Origin of the sequence: Nocardia sp. CC201C (assembly GCF_030010695.1) — a bacterium.
Taxonomy (GTDB): Bacteria; Actinomycetota; Actinomycetes; order Mycobacteriales; family Mycobacteriaceae; genus Nocardia; species Nocardia otitidiscaviarum.
On record NZ_JASCXP010000104.1, the window covers coordinates 1 to 18,840 of the forward strand.

Below are 18,840 nucleotides of genomic sequence, written 5' to 3' on the forward strand. Positions count from 1 at the left end.
TGCTCGAGGCCATGACCTTCCGTTTCCACGGACACCAGATGTCGGATCGCAACGAGTACATGAAACCCGGTGAGCTGGACGCGGCGCGCGCCGCCGATCCGGTGCCGCGTTTCCGCGCATGGCTGCTCGACCGCGATATCGCCGACGAGGCGGTGCTGGCGGGCATCGAGAACGAGGAGAAGGCGGCGGTCGAGGACGCCGTGGCCTTCGCCGAGCAGAGTCCGCCGCCGGATCCCGCGGAGGCGGTCACCGACGTGTACGAGGAGGCGCTGGTATGAGCGAGGCACAGCCGCGAGAGGCGACCGACAGCCAGCCGATGACCGGATTCCAGGCGCTGGGCAGCGCACTGGACGATGCCCTCGCCCGCGACCCCTCGGTCTTCCTGCTGGGTGAGGACATCGCCGACCCGGGCGGCGGCGTGTTCATGGTGACGCGCGGGCTGTCCACCAAGTACGGCGACCACCGGGTGCGCGCCACCCCGATCAGCGAGCAGGCCATCATGGGCGCGGCGATCGGCGCGGCCGTGGCGGGAATGCGGCCGGTCGCGGAGATCATGCTCATGGACTTCCTGGCCGTGTGCATGGACCAGCTGTCCAATCACGCCGCCAAACTGCGCTACATGTCCGGTGGCCAGACCACCGTCCCGCTCACCGTGCGATGTGCGGCCGGAGCCGGAATGCAGTTCGGCGCACAGCATTCGGAGATGCTCGAAGCCTGGTTGACCCATATCCCCGGACTCAAGGTGGTGGTGCCGAGCACCCCGGCCGACGCCAAGGGGCTGCTCACCGCCTGTATCGAGGATCCCGATCCGTGCGTGGTGGTGGAGCAGAGCCTGCTGTACTTCACGCCGCCGCAACCGGTTCCGGTGGGGCGGCACTATGTGCCGCTCGGGGTGGCGGCCACGCGGCGGCCCGGACGCGACATCACGCTCATCTCCTACGGCCGCCAGGTCTACGACGCCCTGGCCGCGGCGCAACAGCTCGCCGCCGACGGCATCGAGGCCGAGGTGATCGACCTGCGGTCGCTGGTGCCGCTCGACGAGGAGACGGTGCTGGAGTCGGTGGCCCGCACCCGGCATGCCGTCATCGTGCACGAGGCGGTGCGGCGCAACGGTTTCGGCGCGGAGCTGGCCGCCATGATCTCCGAACGGCTCTTCGACGAACTGGCCGCGCCGGTGGCCCGGGTCGCGGGGGCCAACACGCCCATCCCGTACGCCAAACCGCTCGAGGACGCGTTCGTGCCCAACGCGGAATCCGTGCTCGCGGCGGTGCGCACCACCCTGGCGCGCTCGCATCCCCGGGTCGGGAGCTGATCGTGGCGTACGGAGTGGCGGCGGTCGCGCGCCGTGATCCGGACGGGGTCGCCGTCACCGACGGCGACCTCGAATGGTCGTGGTCGCAGTTGAATTCGATGATCAACCGCACGGTCGGCTGGCTGCTGTCCCTCGAGGTGGGGAAGGGACAGCGCGTGGCGATCATGGCGGAGAACGGGCTGTACACGGCGCTGGCCCATCTGGCCACCACCTACGCGGGGCTGTCTGTGGTGCCGGTGAACTTCCAGCTCACCGCGGCCGAGGTGCGGCACATCCTCGACGACGCGGGGGTGCATGCGGTGCTGTGCTCGGCGCGCTGCGCGGCGACGGTGCGGGCGGCGAGCGAGACGGTGCGTGTCATCGCCTGGGAGACAGCGGAAGTCGCCGGACTCGCGGCCGGGGAGACACCGGAGGGTGCCGACGCCCCGGGGCGGGTGACACGTGGGGCTTCCGACGCCCCGGCGCGGGTGACACGTAGGGGTTCCGGTGACGTGGGGTGGGTAGCACGCGCGGGTTCCGGAGACACAGGGCGGATAACACGCGCGGGTTCCGGCGACGCGGGGTGGGTAGCACGCGCGGATTCCGGAGACGCGGGGCGGGTAATGCGCGGGGGTTCCGCGGAGGTGGGCGGCGAGACGGTCGATGCGGGGCGTGCTGCCGGGGGCGGGGGGAGTGCCGCCGTGGAGTGTTTCGAGCGGCTCGTCGCGGGATTCCCCGATGACGAGCCGTCGGAGCTGATCGTCCCGGCCGCACCGCTGTACTACACCTCCGGCACCACCGGACTGCCCAAGGGGGTGCGGCTGCCGGAGCAGATGTATCCCACCGGTGCGAATATGGTCGAGCACGTACGCCGCATCGACCGATCGCCGGTGCGGCCCAGGGGTCGCCACCTCATCGTCGGACCCATGCACCACACCGGCCCCATCGGCGGCGTGCGCGGGCTGGCGGTCGGCAACCCGCTGGTCATCCTGCGGCGCTTCGACGCCGAAGGGGTGCTGCGGTTCATCGACCGCTACCGGATCGAATCCTCGATGATGGTGCCCACGCACTTCTCCCGGCTGCTCGCGCTGCCCGCCGCGATCCGCCAGCGCTACGACGTGGGCAGCGTGCGCTCGATCGTGCACACCGGCGCGAGCTGTCCGGTGCACGTCAAGCGCGCCATGATCGACTGGTTCGGCCCGGTCCTGTTCGAGGCCTACGGGTCCACCGAGGTGGGGACGGTGACCTTCATCGACTCCACGGAATGGCTGGCCCACCCCGGCTCGGTCGGGCGCGCGATGCCCGGATACGAGTTGAGCATCCGCGCCCAGGACGGCAGCGAACTGGGCCCGGGCACACCAGGACTGGTGTGTGCGCGCTCCGCCCTCGGGATGCGCCCGGAGTACCACAACGACCCGGAGAAGACCGCCCGCAGCTACCTCGACGGGGACGTGTTCGTCATCGGCGAGATCGGCTATCTCGACGCGGACGGCTACCTGTATCTCACCGACCGCGCCTCGGACATGGTGGTCAGCGGCGGGGTGAACGTGTACCCGGCCGAATCCGAGGCGGTACTGCGCACCCATCCCGGCGTATTCGACGTGGCCGTCATCGGCATCCCGCATCCGGATATGGGCGAGCAACTGTGCGCCCTGGTGGTACCGACCGAGCGGCCCCCGACCGCCGCCGAACTCGTCACCTGGTGCCGAGAACGCTTGGCGCACTACAAATGTCCCGCCCTGGTCGAATTCGTCGACACCGAACTGCGCACCGTCATGGGCAAGATCGACAAGCGAACCCTGCGCGACCGCTACCTGACCGGACGCGTGGCCGCCGCCGTCCCCGGGAGCGCGTCATGAGCGCGCCCGAGGCCGGGACGGCCCCGGCGACGCTCCCACCGCTGTTCGCGTTCACCTCGGAGCACACCGCGCTCCGAGAGGTACTACGGAAGTTCTTCGCCACCCGCGCGGGTATCGAAGGCACCGCGACCCGGAAGGGCGCGGGCGGTGTGGCGACCCGGGAGGGCAGCGCTACCCGGGAGGATGCTGCTACCCGGGAGAGCGCGGTCGGTGTGGTGAGCCGAGAGGGGACGAGCGGTGTAGTGATCCGGGAGGGCGGCGCTGACCGGGCTGGCAGTGCCCTCCGGGAGGGGGCCGAGGATCTGGCCACCGGGGACGGCGCGGACGATACGGCCACCCCGGCGGATACCGCCGATCCGACCGCTTGGCGGGCGCTGCTCGGCGATATCGGCGTGGACGACATGCTGTTCGACCGCGAGGGTGCGGCATCGGCGAGTACGCCGGTCGATCTCGCCATTCTCGCCGAGGAAGCCGGTGCCGCACTGTACGGCGGCCCGCTGCTCCCGGCCGCACTGCTGGGCGTACTGCTCGGCCATCTCCGGGACGAGCAGCCCGCCTTGGCCGCCCGTCTGCTGCGGCACCCGAGGGTGGCCCTGGATCCGGCGGTGCTCGACTCGCCGGTGCTGGACGCGGCGACGCTCGGCTCTGCGGCGCTTGATCCGGCGGCGCTCGACCCCGCCGTTCTCGACCCAGCGGCGCAGGGCCTCGAGGGGCCGGGCGATCGCCCGAACCGGCTGACGGTTCGTCGCGGCCCGGCGGGGCCGCTGGGTGACGGCACGGTGGCACCGGTGTGGCATCTCGCGGGTGCGGAGGCGATCATGTGCGCGGCGTCGGTCGACGGCGTGCCGGGCGTGGTCGTCCTGACGGGCGACACCGGCGGTGTCGGCGTCGGTGCGCTCACGGCGTTCGACCCGTCCTGGTCGCTGGGGCGACTCGAATGCCGGCGGGCCGCAGTGGAACTCGTGGTCATCGAGCAGACGGTGATCGCGGCGCTGCGGCGGCGAGGCAGGCTGCTGGTCGCGGCCGAACTGCTCGGTGTCGCGCAGCGGGCCTTCGACCGGACCGTGGAGTACGTCGCGCGGCGCGTTCAGTTCGGGCGGACCATCGGGTCGTTCCAAGCGGTCAAACACCGGCTCGCCGATCTGCTCATCCAGGTCGAACTCACCCGGTCGGCGGTGTACGGGGCGGCCTGGCGACTCGGGGCGGCGCGCGAGGACCCGCGCATCGACAGCGATCTCGCGGTGGCCGCCGCCCTGGCCGCCGATACCGCCACCACCGTCACCAAAGCGGCGGTGCAGCTGCACGGCGGTATCGCCATCACGTGGGAGCACTGGGCGCACCGGTATCTGCGGCGGGCACACGCCATGGTCGCGCTCACCGGCAGCGCGAGCGACCATCGGCGGCGGCTCGCCGAACTCGTGGATCTCGAGGACGGTGCGTATGACCACTGAGACAACCGATCTCGACACCCTGCGGCAGGAGACGGAAGCCTGGGTCCGCGCCCGGCTGCCCGAATCGTGGGTGCGCACCATCGATTCCGGCGCGACCGGAACCGATCCGGCGCTCGCCGATCCGGCGGCGGCCCGGGAGTGGTACACCGCCCTGTGCGAGCGCGGCTGGGCGGTGCCGCACTGGCCCGTCGAATACGGTGGCGCGGGACTGTCCGACGCCGAGGCCGCCGTGGTGGCCGCGGTGATCGCCCGCTACCGGGCCGATCTGCCCGGTCCGTACTTCGTGTCCCGCACCCTGATCGGACCCACCGTCATGGCCTGGGGCAGCCCGGAGCAGCGGCGGCACTACCTGCCCGGCATCGCCGCCGGCACCGACGTGTGGTGCCAGCTGTTCAGCGAACCCGGCGCGGGCTCGGACCTGGCCGGGCTGGCCACCCGCGCCACATCCGACGGCGACCGCTGGATCGTGCGCGGACAGAAGGTGTGGAGTTCCTTCGCCGACCGGGCCCGCTACGGCATGCTGCTCGCGCGCACCCATCCCGAACGGCCCAAACACGCCGGCATCAGCTGCTTTCTGCTCGATATGCACACACCCGGCGTCACCGTGCGCCCGCTGCGCCAGCTCACCGGGGAACAGCACTTCTGCGAGGTGTTCCTCGACGAGGTGGTGGTGCCCGACACGGACCGGCTCGGCGGCGTGGGGGAGGGCTGGCGGGTCGCGCTGTCCACCCTGAGCGCCGAAAGATCCGGCCTCTCCGACAGTTCCGAGGCGAGCGGGGTGCCGCTGGCTCCGGTGCTGGCGCTGGCCCGCGCCACGGGCGGTTGGCGCGATCCGGTGCTGCGCGATCGGCTCACCGCCCTGCTGGTCACCGAACGCGCACTGCACCTGACCACTCTGCGGAATCGGGCGAGTGCGGCCGACGGACCGCGCGGCTCCATCACCAAACTCGCGCAATCGGAGCTCTCCCAACGCATTTCCGAGATCGGTTACGAGATCGCGGGCGCGCGGGCCGCCTACTCCGACGACGCGGCCCTCACCCCCGGCGCGTACGCGCTGCTGGACAGCCGACGACTGACCATCGCGGGCGGCACCTCGGAGATCCAGCGCACCATCATCGCCGAACGCGTGCTCGGCCTGGACCGGGAACCCGACCCCGTGCGCGGCAGGCCCTGGAACGAAACGCGGCACGGATGAGCGGGACCGACAGCGACCACGGCCCGACGGTGACGGTGCGCCCGTCCGGCCTGCGATTCACCGCCGCGAGCGGACAATCCGTGATGGCCGCCGCCCAGGCGGCCGGATACCGCTGGCCCACCATCTGCGGGGGTCTCGGCGACTGCCTGGTCTGCCATATCGAGGTGCTCGACCACCCCGAGCATCTGTCCGAACCGGCCGACACCGAAACCCAGGCGGTGCGCCAGCTGCGGGCGCGCGGCGGCGGGCCGGTGCGCCTGGCCTGTCAGGCGCGCGTGCACGGCGATGTGGTGGTGCTCAAGCGCGGGGTGCGCGGCCGTCCCCGGGCAACGGATCAGGAGATGAGCGATCGTGACCGATGAACTGATCGACCCCCAGCTGATGGTGTCGGCCGGGGGCCGCTACCGCCTGCGGGGCGGGCGCTGCGCGGGCTGCGGCGACCACCACTTCCCGCTCGGCGCCACCTGCCCGCGCTGCGGCGGCGCGGAGATCGCGGAGACGGTACTCGCCGACGAGGGCGTGCTGTGGAGCTGGACGGTGCAACGCTTCCCGCCGCCGAGCCCGCCCTACACACGTCGGCCCGACGACTTCGTGCCCTTCGGACTCGGCTATGTGGAACTGCCCGGCCAGTTGATCGTGGAGACACTGCTCACCGACAGCGATCCAGCACGCCTGCGCATCGGTATGCCCATGCGCATGACCACCCTGCCGGTGCCCGTCGAATCCGGGCGAACGGCAACCACTTTCGCATTCGCGCCCATCGACGAAGGGGAACGGTGATGTCCGAGACCGCCGTCATCGGGGTCGGCTGCCGACCCTTCGGCCGCTACCGCGACACCACCGCCCGAGCGCAGGCCGTGCTCGCCGTGCGGCAGGCGCTCGACGACGCGGGCGTGGACTGGTCGGATATCGACTACGCGGTGGGCGGCAGCCTGTCCGGTGGATCGGCCGACAGCCTGGTCACCGAACTCGGGCTCACCGGGGTGCCGTTCGTCAATGTCCTCAACGGGTGCGCCACCGGCAGCAGCGCGCTGCTGGCCGCCGTGCACGCCATCGACTCCGGCGCGGCCGAACTCGCGCTGGTGGTCGGCTTCGACGCCCACCCGCGCGGCGCGTTCACCATCTCCACCGCGCACCTGGGACTCGGCGGCTGGTACGGCAGTACCGGAATGGCGGTGACCGCGCAGTTCTTCGCCCTGAAGATCCAGCGTTACCTGTACGAGCACCGGCTGCCGCCGCGACTGCTCGGCCGGGTGGCGGCCAAGGCGTTCCACAACGGGTCGCTGAATCCGAATGCCTGGCGGCGCAAGGCGCTGTCGGTGGACGACGTCGAGGGATCACCCATGCTGGTGGACCCGCTGCGGCAGTACATGCTGTGCTCACCCGGCGACGGCGCGACCGCACTCGTACTGTCGAGTGCCAAGGCGGCCAAGGGCTTTCGCGCCGACCCCGTGTACGTGGCGGGGGTCGCGGTGCGCACCCGCACGCCGGGCTCGTTCGAGGTGCTCAGCCCGTCGCTGTCCATCCGGCGCGGGGACAGCCCGACCGTGGACGCCGCCCGGGCGGTGTACGAACAGGCCGGAATCGGGCCCGCGGACATCGATATCGCCCAGGTGCAGGACACCGACGCGGGCGCGGAGATCATCCATCTGGCCGAGACCGCCCTGTGCGAGCACGGCGAGCAGACCGCGCTGATCGAGGGCGGGGCCACCGGCCTGGGCGGTCGCCTGCCCGTCAACACCGACGGCGGCTGCCTGGCCAACGGGGAACCTATCGGGGCGTCCGGCCTGCGGCAGCTGCACGAGAACGTCCTGCAATTGCGTGGCGCGGCCGGTGCGCGACAGGTGGCCCGGCCGGTGCGCACCGCGCTGTCCCATGTCTACGGTGCGCCCGGATTGAGCGGCTGCACCGTGCTGACCCGGTGAGGTGAGTCGTGAAGGTAGTGGTGAGCCGGGACCTGTGCGTCGGGCACGGACTGTGCGAGGCGGTCTCGGACGAATTGTTCGCCGTCGGCGACGACGGCGTGGCGCGGGTGCTGCTCGCCGAATTATCCGATGCGCAAGGCGAACTCGCGGCGCAGGCGGTGGCCGCCTGTCCCAGCCGCGCCCTGCGCCTGGAGCAGTAGAACGGTGCGGACCTCGGGTCCGGTGAACGAAAGCGGAAGTCGTATGGAGATCAGGATGCCCAAACTCGACGTGTCGATGACCGACGGCACCTTTCTCGGCTGGCTGGTGCCCGACGGCACCGCTGTGACCGAGGGGGAGCCGCTGTACACGGTGGGCACCGACAAGGTGGAGACCGAGATCCCCGCCCCCGTCGGCGGCGTGCTGCGCTACGGCGCGGTCGAGGTGGACGTCGACTATCCGGTGGGCACCCCGCTGGGCGTGCTGGAACGGGAGGGCTGAACACCATGGTGGGCACCCGATATCGCGAAAGTCCCTTCCTCACCGGCCATCACCGGCCCACCCGGATGGAGGTGGACGCCCCCGACCTGTTCGTCGAGGGCGAGCTGCCCGACGATCTGGCGGGGGTCTTCTACCGCAACGGCGCGGAGCCGCTGTATCCGCCCACCGACGAGGACTACCACTGGTTCGACGGCGACGGCATGGTGTACGCCTTCTTCTTCGACGGCCGCCGGGTCTCGATGCGCAACCGCTGGGTGCGCACCGACAAGCTGCTGCTGGAAATGAAGGAGGGCAGACGGCTTTTCGGCGTGCACGGCAACCCGGCCAGCACCGATCCGCTGGCCGCGGGCACCCGGTACAACACCGCCAACACCAATGTCGTCCTGCACGGCGGCAAGCTGCTCGCGCTCATGGAGGGCGCGCCGCCGGTCGAACTCGACCCGCGGACCCTCGACACCATCGGCGAGGAACACTACGGCGGCGTGGTCACCACGACCTTCGGCGCGCACCCGACCGTGGACCACGCCACCGGCGAGCTGATCAATATCGGCTCCATCGCGCGCCGCGGCGGCACCGCACCCGAATTGCGCTACGACATCATCGATTCCGACGGCACCCCGATCGTCACCGAAACCGTGCCGCTACCGCATCAGAGCATGCTGCACACCTTCTTCGTCACCGAGAACCACGTGGTGTTCCCGGTGACGCCGCTGGACGTCAGCCTGCGACGGGCCATGGCGGGCGGGCCGATGGTGGCGTGGGATCCCGACCGCCCCACCAAACTCGGGGTCATGCCCCGTCGCGGCGGGGCGGCCGACGTGCGCTGGTTCGAGGCCGCGCCCCGGCACATGATGCACCAGGCCAATGTGTGGGAGGAGGACGGCCGCATCGTCGCCGATGTGGCGGCCGCCGAGGGCACCGCGCTGTTCCCGGACGTCGACGGCCGCCGCCGCACCCACCGGGAGACGCGACAGAGCCTGCGGCGCTGGGTGATCGACCCGGCCGCGCACACCGACGTGGTGCGCGAGGAGATCCTCAACGACCGCGACATCCAGTTCCCCCGGCCCGACGACCGCCTCACGACGCGACCCAGCCGCTACGCCTTCGCCAACAGCAACCTGCACTCGGTGGACGGCCGCGCCGACGGCATGGACTCGGTGGTGCGGGTGGACACCCGCACCGGGGCCGAGGACATCTACCACTTCGGGGACGGGGCCGCCGCCGGTGAACTCATCTTCGCCCCCCGCGTCGGAGCCACCGACGAAGTGGACGGATACGCACTGACTCTCGTCCACGCGGCCGGTGCCGCCGACACCGAGCTGGCGGTGTTCGCGGCCGGTGATCTGGCATCCGGACCGCTGGCCCGGGTGCGGATACCGTTCGCGATTCCGAGCGGATTCCACTGCAACTACTACAGCGTCGACAGTCCGCTGTACCGGCAGGCGCTGGGGGCACGATGACACGGTCACGGGAATGGCGGCTGATCGCCCGCCCGCAGGGCGAGCCGACACCGCGCGACTTCGAACTCGCCGGCGTCACCCTGGACGAACCGGGGCCGGGGCAGATACTCGTGGCCAACGAGTGGCTGTCGGTGGACCCGTACATGCGCGGTCGCATGAACGAGGGCAGATCGTATATGCCGCCCTTCGAACTGGGCCGGACCATGTCGGGCGGGGCCGTCGGCACCGTCACCGCCTCGTGCGCGGCGTCGATTCCGGTGGGTGCGAGCGTGATCCACTTCGCGGGCTGGCGGGAATACGCCGTCCTCGACGCGAGCGACGCGCAGCCGGTGGACGTGCGGCGCTCCCCGGCACAGGCGTATCTGGGCGTACTGGGCGCGACCGGGCTGACCGCGTACGTGGGGCTGACCGATATCGCCGGGGTGCGGGCGGGCGATACCGTCTTCGTCTCCGGAGCGGCGGGCGCGGTCGGCTCGGTGGCCGGACAGATCGCCCGCAATCTGGGTGCCGCCCGGGTGATCGGCTCGGCGGGCGGGCGGGACAAGTGCGCACGCCTGCTCGACGACTTCGGCTTCGACGCCGCCATCGACTACCGCCGCGGCGATATCGCGGCCCAGTTGGCCGCCGCCGCACCCGAGGGCATCGACGTCTACTTCGACAATGTCGGCGGCGAACACCTTCAGGCGGCGCTGACCGTCCTCAACGACTTCGGGCGGGTGGCGCTGTGCGGTGCCGTCTCGGTGTACAACGACACCGACCCGGCTCCGGGGCCGAACAATCTGCACCTGGCCACCCGCAAACGAATCACCCTGCGCGGCTTCCTGGTCGGCGACCACACCGCACGAGCGGGGGAGTGGGTGCGCACCGCCGCGGGCTGGCTGGCCGACGGCACCCTCCGCGCGGAGGAGACCGTCGTCGAGGGCATCGACCACGCCGTGGACGCCTTCCTGGACATGATGCGCGGGGCCAATACCGGCAAGATGCTGGTGCGGCTGCCCCGCGCGTGACGAACCGGCAGATCCTGCCGGACGAACCGATCGAGGGGATTCCCGTGTCGAACACCGCCACACCCGACACCACCGGCCGTGCGCCCGACACCGCCGCTATCGACGTGCGCGATCCGGCGACCGGCCGCGTCGTCGGACGGGTCACCGACCACTCGGCGGCCGCGGTCGCCGAGGCCGTGCGGCAGCTGCGCGCGCGGCAGCCGGAATGGGAGGCCATCGGGGTGCGCGAGCGCGCGAAATGGCTGCGCGCATTCCAGGACTGGCTGCTGGACAACGGATCCCGGCTCACCGAGGTGGTGCGATCGGAGACCGGTAAGACCCGGTTCGACGCGGAGATCGAGGTGCCCGCCGCCGTCGATCTCGCGAAGTACTGGGCCGACCGCGCCGAGCGCTTCCTCGCCGACGAGCGGCCCCGGCCACACAGTCCGATCGGCCTCACCAAACGGCTGGTCTCGACCGTGCGGCCGCATCCGGTGGTCGGCATCGTCACGCCGTGGAATCTGCCGCTGCTCAACCCCTGCTTCGACGCCTTCGCCGCACTGCTGGCCGGTGCCGCCGTGCTCGTGAAGCCGTCCGAGGTGACACCGCTGAGCGCGGTGGAGCTGGCGCGCGGCTGGGCCGAGATCGGTGCGCCGCCGGTGTTCAGCGTGCTGACCGGTGGCGGCGACACCGGCCGGGCGGTGGTGGACACCGTGGATTTCGTGCAGTTCACGGGATCCACCCGCACCGGCCGCGCCATCGCGGCCGCCTGCGCGCAGCGGCTCATCCCCTACAGCCTGGAGCTGGGCGGGAAGGATCCGGCCATCGTGCTGGCCGACGCCGATATCGACCGCGCCGCCGCCGGAGTCGCCTACGGGGCGTTGTTCAATGCGGGGCAGGTGTGCATTTCGGTGGAGCGGGTGTACGTCGAGGCAGCCGTCTACGACCGCTTCGTGGAGCGGCTGGTCGGCGAGGTGCGGGCGCTGCGGCAGGGCCGCGACGGCCGGGCGTTCACCCACGATATCGGTGCGATGGCGACCGCCGCGCAATGCGATATCGTCACTCGGCACGTCGCGGACGCCGTCGCCAAGGGCGCGCGAATCCTGTGCGGCGGCAAGGCGTTCGGCGGCGGGCGCTATTTCGAGCCGACCGTGCTGGCTGATGTCGACCACACCATGCTCTGCCTCACCGAGGAGACCTTCGGACCGCTCATCCCGGTCGTCGCGGTGGCCGACGAGGACGAGGCGGTGCGGCTGGCCAACGATTCGGTATACGGCCTGTCCGCCACGGTGTGGACCGGCGACCGCCGCCGCGGCGAACGCGTCGCCCGCCGCCTCGAGGTCGGAGCGGTCAATGTCGACGACGCCTTCGCCAATCTCATGAGCTTCGCCCTGCCCATGGGCGGCTGGAAGGATTCGGGCATCGGCGCGCGCTGGGGCGGCGCGGCGGGAATCCGCAAGTACTGCCGCCAACAGGCCATCACCGTCCCGCGCGGCCCCGCCCTACCCCGCGAGCCACTGTGGTACCCGGCCTCCCGGCTACGCTCCCGTCTGGTCACCACGCTCATGCGCGCCGTGGATGCCCGCGGTCGGCGCAGACTACCGATACCGACCCGCCGAACCCGTCAGACCCTGACCGACGACATCGCGCGGTCGCGGCCATGACATCGCGCTCATGGGTGCTTATCGCTGATATCGCGCGCCATTGCGCATGGCCGCCGCCACCGCGTACCCGAGTGTGCGATGTGCCGACCGATCCGCGTGGTGCCGGGATGGTCAGCGGCCCCTGGGACCGCACGGACGGTGATACCTGGTCTACCGCGACTTCGGGTGGGCCGGAGGGACTTCGCCGTGCTCGAGCCCTGCGCGGTGCCGGGGTTGGCTACCGGTCCGGGTCGGGGAGTTGGGTGAGCGCCCACTGTGCCCACTCCCGGTTCATGGCGTGGAAGCGCTCGCCCCATTCCATGGCGATGCGGCCGTAGCGGGACAGGTCGCTCTCGCTCCATGCGGTGGTCTCCCGCAGCGCGGACAGATCGGCCTGCGCGGTGGCGGCGGTGGTCGCGATCTCGGTCAGATAGTCCCGGGCATGCTCGGGCACGATGCCGAGAAAGAAGACGCGCAGCAGCATGTCGTTGCGGTTGCGGCGCTTGGGTTCGGTGGTGGTGAGCCAGGTGCGCAGCTCGTCGCGTCCGGTCTCGGTGAGCGTGTACTCCTTGCGTCCGCGCGGTCCCTCGTCCGAGACGGCGATCAGGCCCGCCTCGGCCAGGGTGGCGAGTTCGGTGTAGATCTGGCTCTGCGTCGCGGGCCAGACATTGGCCAGGGATTCCCGGAAGCTGCCCAGCAGGTCGTAGCCGCTGGCCGGGCGTTCGGCCAGTAGTCCGAGCAAAGCGTGGCGGAGGCTCATACCCCCACCTTACATTCCAGAGTTGACATGTCGAATATGGAATATCATGCTGACCGGGTGGCCTACCTACGCACCTTCGCGCCCTGGATCGTCTACGCCGCCGTCCCGACGCACTACTGGCGGTGGTCCGCACTGCTCGCCACGGGGATCGCGCTCGCGGGTATCGCCCACCAGCGCCGGGCCGGGCGCGGCTGGGACGCGTTGGTGCTCGAGCTGGGCTCGGCGGCGTTCTTCGCCGTGATCACCGTCGTCGCCTTCGCCGGCCCGGGCGCGGGCCTGCACGACTACACGCCGGCCCTCGCCAATGCGGTCTTGGCGGTCATCGCCGGCGTTTCGCTCGCGCTGCGCGCGCCGTTCACCCTGTCGATCGCCAAACAGTCGGCGCCGCGTGAATTCTGGGAGCAGCCGCTGTTCGTTCGCACCGGATACGTGCTCACCTCGGTGTGGACGGCGAGTTTCGCCCTCGGCGCGCTCGCGCTCGCGGCGCTCGCCCACGCGCCGACGCCGCGCGTCGTCGTACAGGTGCTCAGCTTCGCCATCCCGATGGTGTTCACCGTGCGCTATGTCGCGTGCGTCCGGAATCGTGCGCGAACGCTCGCCGCCGGACCCGGCCCCCGCGCGTAAATCCGTTGAACCGGACGGCCGCTCTCGGATACGAAGAGCGTGTGACGGAATCAGACGCCGGATCGGCGGTCGAACTGCGGAAACTCTGTGCGGATACGGTGTACGAGGTCTGCAAGCTCAGTACGACGCTGTCGGCGGAGCAGCGGAAGATGGTCGCGGACAATGGGATATCCATCGCGGAGGCGCACTTCTCGGAGACGGCGTGGTTTCGCGGCATCTACGTAGGTGACGAGCCGGTCGGCTTCCTCATGCTGGATCTCGGCATGGATATCGAGGAGCCGGGAGTATCGCTGTGGCGGTTCATGATCGCCGGGCCGCATCAGGGCAAGGGTTACGGCCGTCGTGCGCTAGAGATCGTCGTCGAGCAGCTGCGGGCGCGCGGGACCACGCGGTTCTACACCAGCTACCGGGTCGGTCCGGGCAGCCCGGAGGGGTTCTACCGGGCGCTCGGCTTCGAGCCCACCGGCGAACTGGTCGATGATGAGATCGAGGCCGTGCTGCGCTGGTGAACGGCGTCAGCTCGGCAGGATCAGGGTGAGATAGGTACGGGCGAAGGCGGCCAGTTCCGCTTCGGAGCCGAGGTCGGTGGGTCCCACCGGTTGCAGGATGAGCGAGTGCACCACGCGACACCCGACCTCCACCCGGGTGGTGAGGTCGGGCGGTTCGGGTAGCTCCCTGTCCCGCAACGCGTTGCGGAGTATCTCGGTGGTGGCGGCGACCGAGATGGTGAAGAAGGCGCCGCCCTCGGTGGTGAGTTGCGGCAGCAGCCGATCCGGTTCGACGGTGAGCAGCCGCTCCACCAGCGGGTGGGCGCGCCAGCGCGTGACCACCATGACGAAGAGGTCGACGACGATATCGGCCATTTCCCGGTGCCGGGCCGGGATCTCGTGCAGTTCGGTGAGCAGTCGCTGGATCTCCCGGCCCGTCACCGCGCGGACCACATCGTCGCGGGAGCCCACGCGGCGGTACACCGTGACCCGGTCCACCTCGGCCTGCCGGGCGATGTCCTCGATCGTCGTCTTCTTCACTCCGACGCGACCGAATTGCACGAGAGCGGCGTCGAGAATGCGCTCTTCGATGGAATCGGCCTTGTTTCCCGAGGTGGCGGCGGCGGAGGACATGGTACGACGCTAGCAGCGATCGACCCGTTTGCAACAATCGCGGCCAATTTGTGGCTGCAACATTGCCATGGAGAATGTTGCACTGTACGGTCGGCCCATGGCTGATAACAGTGCAACGAGGCGCTCCTATCAGGAAGAAGCCCACGCCATCCACGCGCGTGACGTCCACTTCGATTTCTCGTCGGTGCCCATGCACTACATCCCGGGCGAGGTGCTGGCCACCCACGTCACCAATGTCATGCATCTGGTGCTGCCCGAGGGGGAGCGGGCCATGGCCGCCTGCCTCGCCGAGGCGCTACCGCATATCGACGACGAGCGGTTGCGCGAGGAGGTGGCCGGCTTCATCGGCCAGGAATCCAAGCACGCCAGCAGTCACGAGGGAGCGCGCACCCACCTCCAGTCCATCGGCCTCGACGTGGAGTCCTTCGTGGCGAAGGTGGCGTGGCTGGTCGATCGCGTCCTGGGCGATCAGGGGCTCAGCGGCAGGGCCAAGGAGGAATGGCTCAAGGAACGGCTCGGAATCTTCGCCGGGATGGAGCATTTCACCGCCGTGATCGGCGAATGGCTGCTCGAGTCGACAGCCCTGGAGGCAGCGGGCATGCATCCGACCATGCTGGATCTGGTGCGGTGGCACGGCGCGGAGGAGGTCGAGCACCGCAGCGTGGTATTCGACGCCTATATGCACGTCGACGGCGGCTACGGGCGGCGGGCGCGCACCGGGCTGCTGGCGACCGGAATGCTGTTGCCGCTGTTCGTGATCTCGACCGCCTACCTGTACGGCAAGGATCCCAGCCCGGACAAGGGCGGATTCTGGGGGCGGCAGTTCGTGAGCGCGACCGTGCGGGGGGTGATCCCCAGCTTCACCACCTTCTTCACCGAGCTGCCGCGCTACCTGCGGCCGGGATTCCATCCCTCGCAGCTGGGGTCGATGGACAATGCCCTGCGCTACCTGGCGCATTCCCCGGCGGCCCGGCCATGACCCGGGGCGATGCCGTCGCCACGCCGAGCCTGCGCCTGCTCGGCGTGGCCGTGGACGTCTACAAGCGGATCTTCACCACCCCCGCCATCTCACCGCCGAACCCGGTGCGGCACAGCGGATTCGACCTCGATGTCGTGGTCGAGTCGGTGTGCATCGAGGCGGTGGACGTGGAGAGCTTCACCCTGGTGACCGCCACGGGCGATCCGCTGCCCGCCTGGCGTCCCGGATCGCATCTGGACGTCTTCCTCCCCTCGGGGCGACAGCGACAGTACTCGCTGTGCGGCGACCCGAGCGACCGCGACCGCTACCGCATCGCCGTGCGGCGCATCGCGGACGGCGACGGTGGGTCGCGGGAGATGCACACCCTGCGGCCGGGTGACGCCCTGCGCATCAGGGGACCGCGCAACGCGTTCACCTTCGTCGAGACCGCGCCGTCGTATCTGTTCCTCGCCGCCGGAATCGGGATCACGCCGATCCTGCCCATGGTGCGGGCGGCCGGTCGGCGCGGACATCTGGTGTACACCGGGCGCTCGCGGGCCACCATGCCGTTTCTGGACGAACTGCCGCTGCATGCCGATATCCGGCCCGACGACGAATACGGGCCGCCCGATGTGCCCGCCATCCTCGCCACCGCCGCACCCGGTGCGGCCGTGTACGTCTGCGGCCCGCCGCCGGTGCTCGCCGCCGCGCAGCGCAGCTTCTTCTCGCTCGACCCGACGGGATCGCTGCACACCGAACGTTTCTCGGCGCTGCCGGTCACCGATGGCCGCGCCTTCCCGCTGCGCCTGGCGCACACCGGAACCCAGGTCACGGTCGGCAGCCGAGAGACCGTGCTGGACGCCGTCCGGCGGGTGAAACCCGATGCCGTCTACTCGTGCCGCCAGGGCTTCTGCGGTACCTGCCGCACCCGGGTGCTGGCCGGGGAGGTCGAGCACCGGGACCGGCTGCTGACCCCGGGCGAGCGCGCCGAGCACATGCTGACCTGCGTCTCCCGGTCCACCGGCGGGCCGCTCGTTCTCGACCTCTGACCGCGAAAGGCATACGGTCTCATGACCACACACACCGAACACCGGCAGATCGCCGTGCTGGGGGCGGGTTTCGGCGGTATCGGGCTCGCGATCAAGCTGCGCGAAGCCGGTTTCGACGACCTCGTACTGCTCGAGCGCGCCGATGAGCTGGGCGGGACCTGGCAGGCGAACACCTATCCCGGTTGCGCCTGCGATGTGCCGTCCCAGCTGTACAGCTACTCGTTCGCGCCCAACCCGAACTGGTCGCGCACCTACGGGCGACAGCGCGAAATCCTGGACTATCTGCGCTCCGTCGCCGAGCGACACGATGTGGTGCGCCATCTCCGGCTGAACACCGAACTGCTCGACGCCCGCTGGGACGACACGGCATCGCGCTGGCGCATCGAGACTTCGCGGGGGGCGCTGACGGCCGATTACTTCATCTCGGCGGCAGGCATTTTCGCCGAGGCCAAATATCCCGCGATTCCCGGGCTGGAGAACTTCGAGGGCACCACCTTCCATTCGCTGCACTGGAGGCACGACCACGATCTGACCGGGGAGCGGGTCGCGGTGATCGGCACCGGCGCGTCGGCGGTGCAGTTCATCCCCGAGATCCAGCCGAAGGTGCGGTCGCTGACCGTATTCCAGCGCTCCGCGCCGTGGATCGTGCCCCGCCTGGATCGACCCACCCTCGGTCTGGAACGGCTGCTGTTGCGGCAGTTCCCGCTGGCGCGCAAGGCCGTCCGCGGCACCTGGTACACGCTGATCGAAAGCTTCGGCCTGGTCGGCTTCGTGGACAATCGCTTCCGGCATCCGTACGAACTGCTGGGGCGATGGCAGTTGCGCCGCCAGATCAGCGATCCCGAGCTGCGCGCGCGAGTGACACCCGACTACGTGATCGGGTGCAAGCGGGCCATCTTCTCCGACGCCTACCTCCCCGCGCTCGATCGGGACAATGTGGAGGTGGTGACCGACGGGATCGCCGAGATCCGGCCACGATCGATCCTGACCCGGGCCGGGGCAGAGATCGAGGTGGACACCATCGTCCACGGCACCGGATTCGAACCCATCCCGACCGCGTTCGACCGCATCACCGGGCGCGACGGGATCTCCATCGCGCAGCTGTACCACCAGCGGCCGCGCACCTATCTCGGCACGGCCGTGGCGGGATTCCCGAACTTCTTCTGCACGCTGGGGCCGTTCGGGGCCGCGGGCAATCAATCCGCCATCTACATGATCGAATCGCAGCTCGCCTACATCGTCGACGCGCTGGTAACCCTGCGCGCGCGGGGCGCGCGCCGGGTGGAGGTGCGGGCCGCCGCGCAGGACGCCTTCGTCGACGAAATGCGCAGGCGCAGCGACGATACCGTCTGGTTGACCGGAGGATGCCAGAGCTACTACACCACCCCCGAGGGCGGCAATGCGGGCCTGTACCCCAGTTGGAGTTTCGAATACCGCAGGCGCACGCGGCGATTCGACGTCGACGCCTACGAGGTGGCGTGATGCTCGAGCTGTTCGGACGATTCGGCGCGCCACGATTCGACGTGGCGGGGAAGGTCGTGCTCGTCACCGGTGCGGGGCAGGGCATCGGGCGGGAGCTGGCCGACATCCTGCATGCCCGGGGCGCGATCGTGGTCCTGGTGGACATCGACGAGGCCGCCGCCCACGAGGCGGCCTGCGCGCTGTCCGCGCGCGCCCTCGCGATCGGGGCCGACGTCGCCGACCGCGCGCGGATGAACCAGGTGGTGGCCACGGTGGTCGAGCGGCTGGGCCGCCTCGACGTGGTCGTCGCCAACGCGGGTGTCACCCCGGTGCCCGCCACCGTCCGCACCATGGACCCGCGCGATTTCGACCGGGTGCTGAGCATCAATCTCACCGGGGTCTTCAATACCGTGCACCCCGCACTGGACCACATCGTGCGGGCGAAAGGCCATGTCGTGGTGGTGTCCTCGTGCGCCGCCTTCGCACCCGGCATGGGCGGATCGCCGTACATGGTGAGCAAGGCCGGGGTCGAACAGTTCGGTCGGGCGCTGCGGGTCGAACTCGCGGCATCCGGTGC

Annotated in this window: 21 protein-coding genes; 19 read left to right on the forward strand and 2 right to left on the reverse strand. The window is 70.3% G+C overall.

What is annotated here, in order from left to right:
- From QK444_RS13690 to QK444_RS13750, 13 genes are all read left to right on the forward strand, one after another.
- A partial coding sequence (locus QK444_RS13690) for a thiamine pyrophosphate-dependent enzyme (protein WP_282780321.1) occupies nucleotides 1-278 on the forward strand: 278 nt, incomplete at its 5' end.
- Nucleotides 275-1,312, forward strand: a complete 1,038-nt coding sequence (locus QK444_RS13695) for an alpha-ketoacid dehydrogenase subunit beta (RefSeq protein WP_282780323.1) — start codon at nucleotides 275-277, stop codon at nucleotides 1,310-1,312. The genes QK444_RS13690 and QK444_RS13695, both read left to right, overlap by 4 nt.
- 2 nt (nucleotides 1,313-1,314) lie before the next feature.
- Nucleotides 1,315-3,150 (forward strand): AMP-binding protein, encoded by a 1,836-nt coding sequence (locus tag QK444_RS13700; RefSeq protein ID WP_282780325.1) that lies wholly within the window; start codon nucleotides 1,315-1,317, stop codon nucleotides 3,148-3,150.
- Nucleotides 3,147-4,601 carry an acyl-CoA dehydrogenase family protein gene (locus QK444_RS13705; protein ID WP_282780327.1) on the forward strand — a complete coding sequence of 485 codons (1,455 nt, stop codon included), beginning with the start codon at nucleotides 3,147-3,149 and terminating at the stop codon, nucleotides 4,599-4,601. The genes QK444_RS13700 and QK444_RS13705 overlap by 4 nt, the downstream gene beginning before the upstream one ends.
- Complete coding sequence (locus QK444_RS13710; RefSeq protein WP_282780329.1) at nucleotides 4,591-5,796, forward strand: acyl-CoA dehydrogenase family protein; 1,206 nt, start codon at nucleotides 4,591-4,593, stop codon at nucleotides 5,794-5,796. The genes QK444_RS13705 and QK444_RS13710 overlap by 11 nt, the downstream gene beginning before the upstream one ends.
- Nucleotides 5,793-6,158: a 2Fe-2S iron-sulfur cluster-binding protein gene (locus QK444_RS13715; protein ID WP_282780332.1), complete on the forward strand. Its 366-nt coding sequence runs from the start codon at nucleotides 5,793-5,795 to the stop codon at nucleotides 6,156-6,158. Before QK444_RS13710 ends, QK444_RS13715 begins: the two co-directional genes overlap by 4 nt.
- Nucleotides 6,148-6,576 (forward strand): OB-fold domain-containing protein, encoded by a 429-nt coding sequence (locus QK444_RS13720; RefSeq protein WP_282780334.1) that lies wholly within the window; start codon nucleotides 6,148-6,150, stop codon nucleotides 6,574-6,576. Before QK444_RS13715 ends, QK444_RS13720 begins: the two co-directional genes overlap by 11 nt.
- Nucleotides 6,576-7,721, forward strand: coding sequence for a thiolase family protein (locus tag QK444_RS13725; protein WP_282780336.1), 1,146 nt, complete (start codon nucleotides 6,576-6,578; stop codon nucleotides 7,719-7,721). Before QK444_RS13720 ends, QK444_RS13725 begins: the two co-directional genes overlap by 1 nt.
- Before the next feature lie 8 nt (nucleotides 7,722-7,729).
- Nucleotides 7,730-7,921, forward strand: coding sequence for a ferredoxin (locus QK444_RS13730; RefSeq protein WP_282780338.1), 192 nt, complete (start codon nucleotides 7,730-7,732; stop codon nucleotides 7,919-7,921).
- Between the two features lie 55 nt (nucleotides 7,922-7,976).
- Entirely contained in the window at nucleotides 7,977-8,201 is a 225-nt protein-coding gene (locus QK444_RS13735; RefSeq protein WP_282780340.1) for a biotin/lipoyl-containing protein, read from the forward strand.
- Nucleotides 8,202-8,206: 5 nt separating this feature from the next.
- Nucleotides 8,207-9,661 (forward strand): carotenoid oxygenase family protein, encoded by a 1,455-nt coding sequence (locus QK444_RS13740; RefSeq protein ID WP_282780342.1) that lies wholly within the window; start codon nucleotides 8,207-8,209, stop codon nucleotides 9,659-9,661.
- Nucleotides 9,658-10,668, forward strand: coding sequence for an NADP-dependent oxidoreductase (locus tag QK444_RS13745; RefSeq protein WP_282780344.1), 1,011 nt, complete (start codon nucleotides 9,658-9,660; stop codon nucleotides 10,666-10,668). Before QK444_RS13740 ends, QK444_RS13745 begins: the two co-directional genes overlap by 4 nt.
- A gap of 44 nt (nucleotides 10,669-10,712) precedes the next feature.
- Entirely contained in the window at nucleotides 10,713-12,311 is a 1,599-nt protein-coding gene (locus QK444_RS13750; RefSeq protein WP_282780346.1) for an aldehyde dehydrogenase family protein, read from the forward strand.
- 217 nt (nucleotides 12,312-12,528) lie between these two features.
- Here QK444_RS13750 and QK444_RS13755 read toward each other — a convergent pair whose 3' ends face one another.
- Nucleotides 12,529-13,050, reverse strand: coding sequence for a PadR family transcriptional regulator (locus QK444_RS13755; protein ID WP_282780348.1), 522 nt, complete (start codon nucleotides 13,048-13,050; stop codon nucleotides 12,529-12,531).
- A 36-nt stretch (nucleotides 13,051-13,086) separates the two neighbouring features.
- Between QK444_RS13755 and QK444_RS13760 the strand changes: the two genes are divergently transcribed.
- On the forward strand, nucleotides 13,087-13,674 hold the full coding sequence (locus QK444_RS13760) for a hypothetical protein (protein WP_282780350.1): 588 nt from the start codon (nucleotides 13,087-13,089) through the stop codon (nucleotides 13,672-13,674).
- A 41-nt stretch (nucleotides 13,675-13,715) separates the two neighbouring features.
- Nucleotides 13,716-14,183 carry a GNAT family N-acetyltransferase gene (locus QK444_RS13765; RefSeq protein ID WP_282780353.1) on the forward strand — a complete coding sequence of 156 codons (468 nt, stop codon included), beginning with the start codon at nucleotides 13,716-13,718 and terminating at the stop codon, nucleotides 14,181-14,183.
- Between the two features lie 6 nt (nucleotides 14,184-14,189).
- Here the strand turns inward: QK444_RS13765 and QK444_RS13770 are convergent, their stop codons facing one another.
- The gene (locus tag QK444_RS13770; protein WP_282780355.1) at nucleotides 14,190-14,795 is read right to left on the reverse strand and encodes a TetR/AcrR family transcriptional regulator; all 606 of its coding nucleotides are present in this window, start codon (nucleotides 14,793-14,795) and stop codon (nucleotides 14,190-14,192) included.
- Between the two features lie 97 nt (nucleotides 14,796-14,892).
- On the opposite strand from QK444_RS13770, the gene QK444_RS13775 reads away from it, so the two are divergent.
- The 4 genes from QK444_RS13775 to QK444_RS13790 all read left to right on the forward strand — a co-directional run.
- The gene (locus tag QK444_RS13775; RefSeq protein WP_282780357.1) at nucleotides 14,893-15,774 is read left to right on the forward strand and encodes a metal-dependent hydrolase; all 882 of its coding nucleotides are present in this window, start codon (nucleotides 14,893-14,895) and stop codon (nucleotides 15,772-15,774) included.
- On the forward strand, nucleotides 15,771-16,802 hold the full coding sequence (locus QK444_RS13780; protein WP_282780359.1) for a PDR/VanB family oxidoreductase: 1,032 nt from the start codon (nucleotides 15,771-15,773) through the stop codon (nucleotides 16,800-16,802). The genes QK444_RS13775 and QK444_RS13780 overlap by 4 nt, the downstream gene beginning before the upstream one ends.
- A gap of 21 nt (nucleotides 16,803-16,823) precedes the next feature.
- Nucleotides 16,824-18,284 (forward strand): NAD(P)/FAD-dependent oxidoreductase, encoded by a 1,461-nt coding sequence (locus tag QK444_RS13785; RefSeq protein WP_282780361.1) that lies wholly within the window; start codon nucleotides 16,824-16,826, stop codon nucleotides 18,282-18,284.
- The coding region (locus QK444_RS13790; RefSeq protein ID WP_282780363.1) for an SDR family NAD(P)-dependent oxidoreductase at nucleotides 18,284-18,840 on the forward strand (557 nt) is incomplete at its 3' end. The genes QK444_RS13785 and QK444_RS13790, both read left to right, overlap by 1 nt.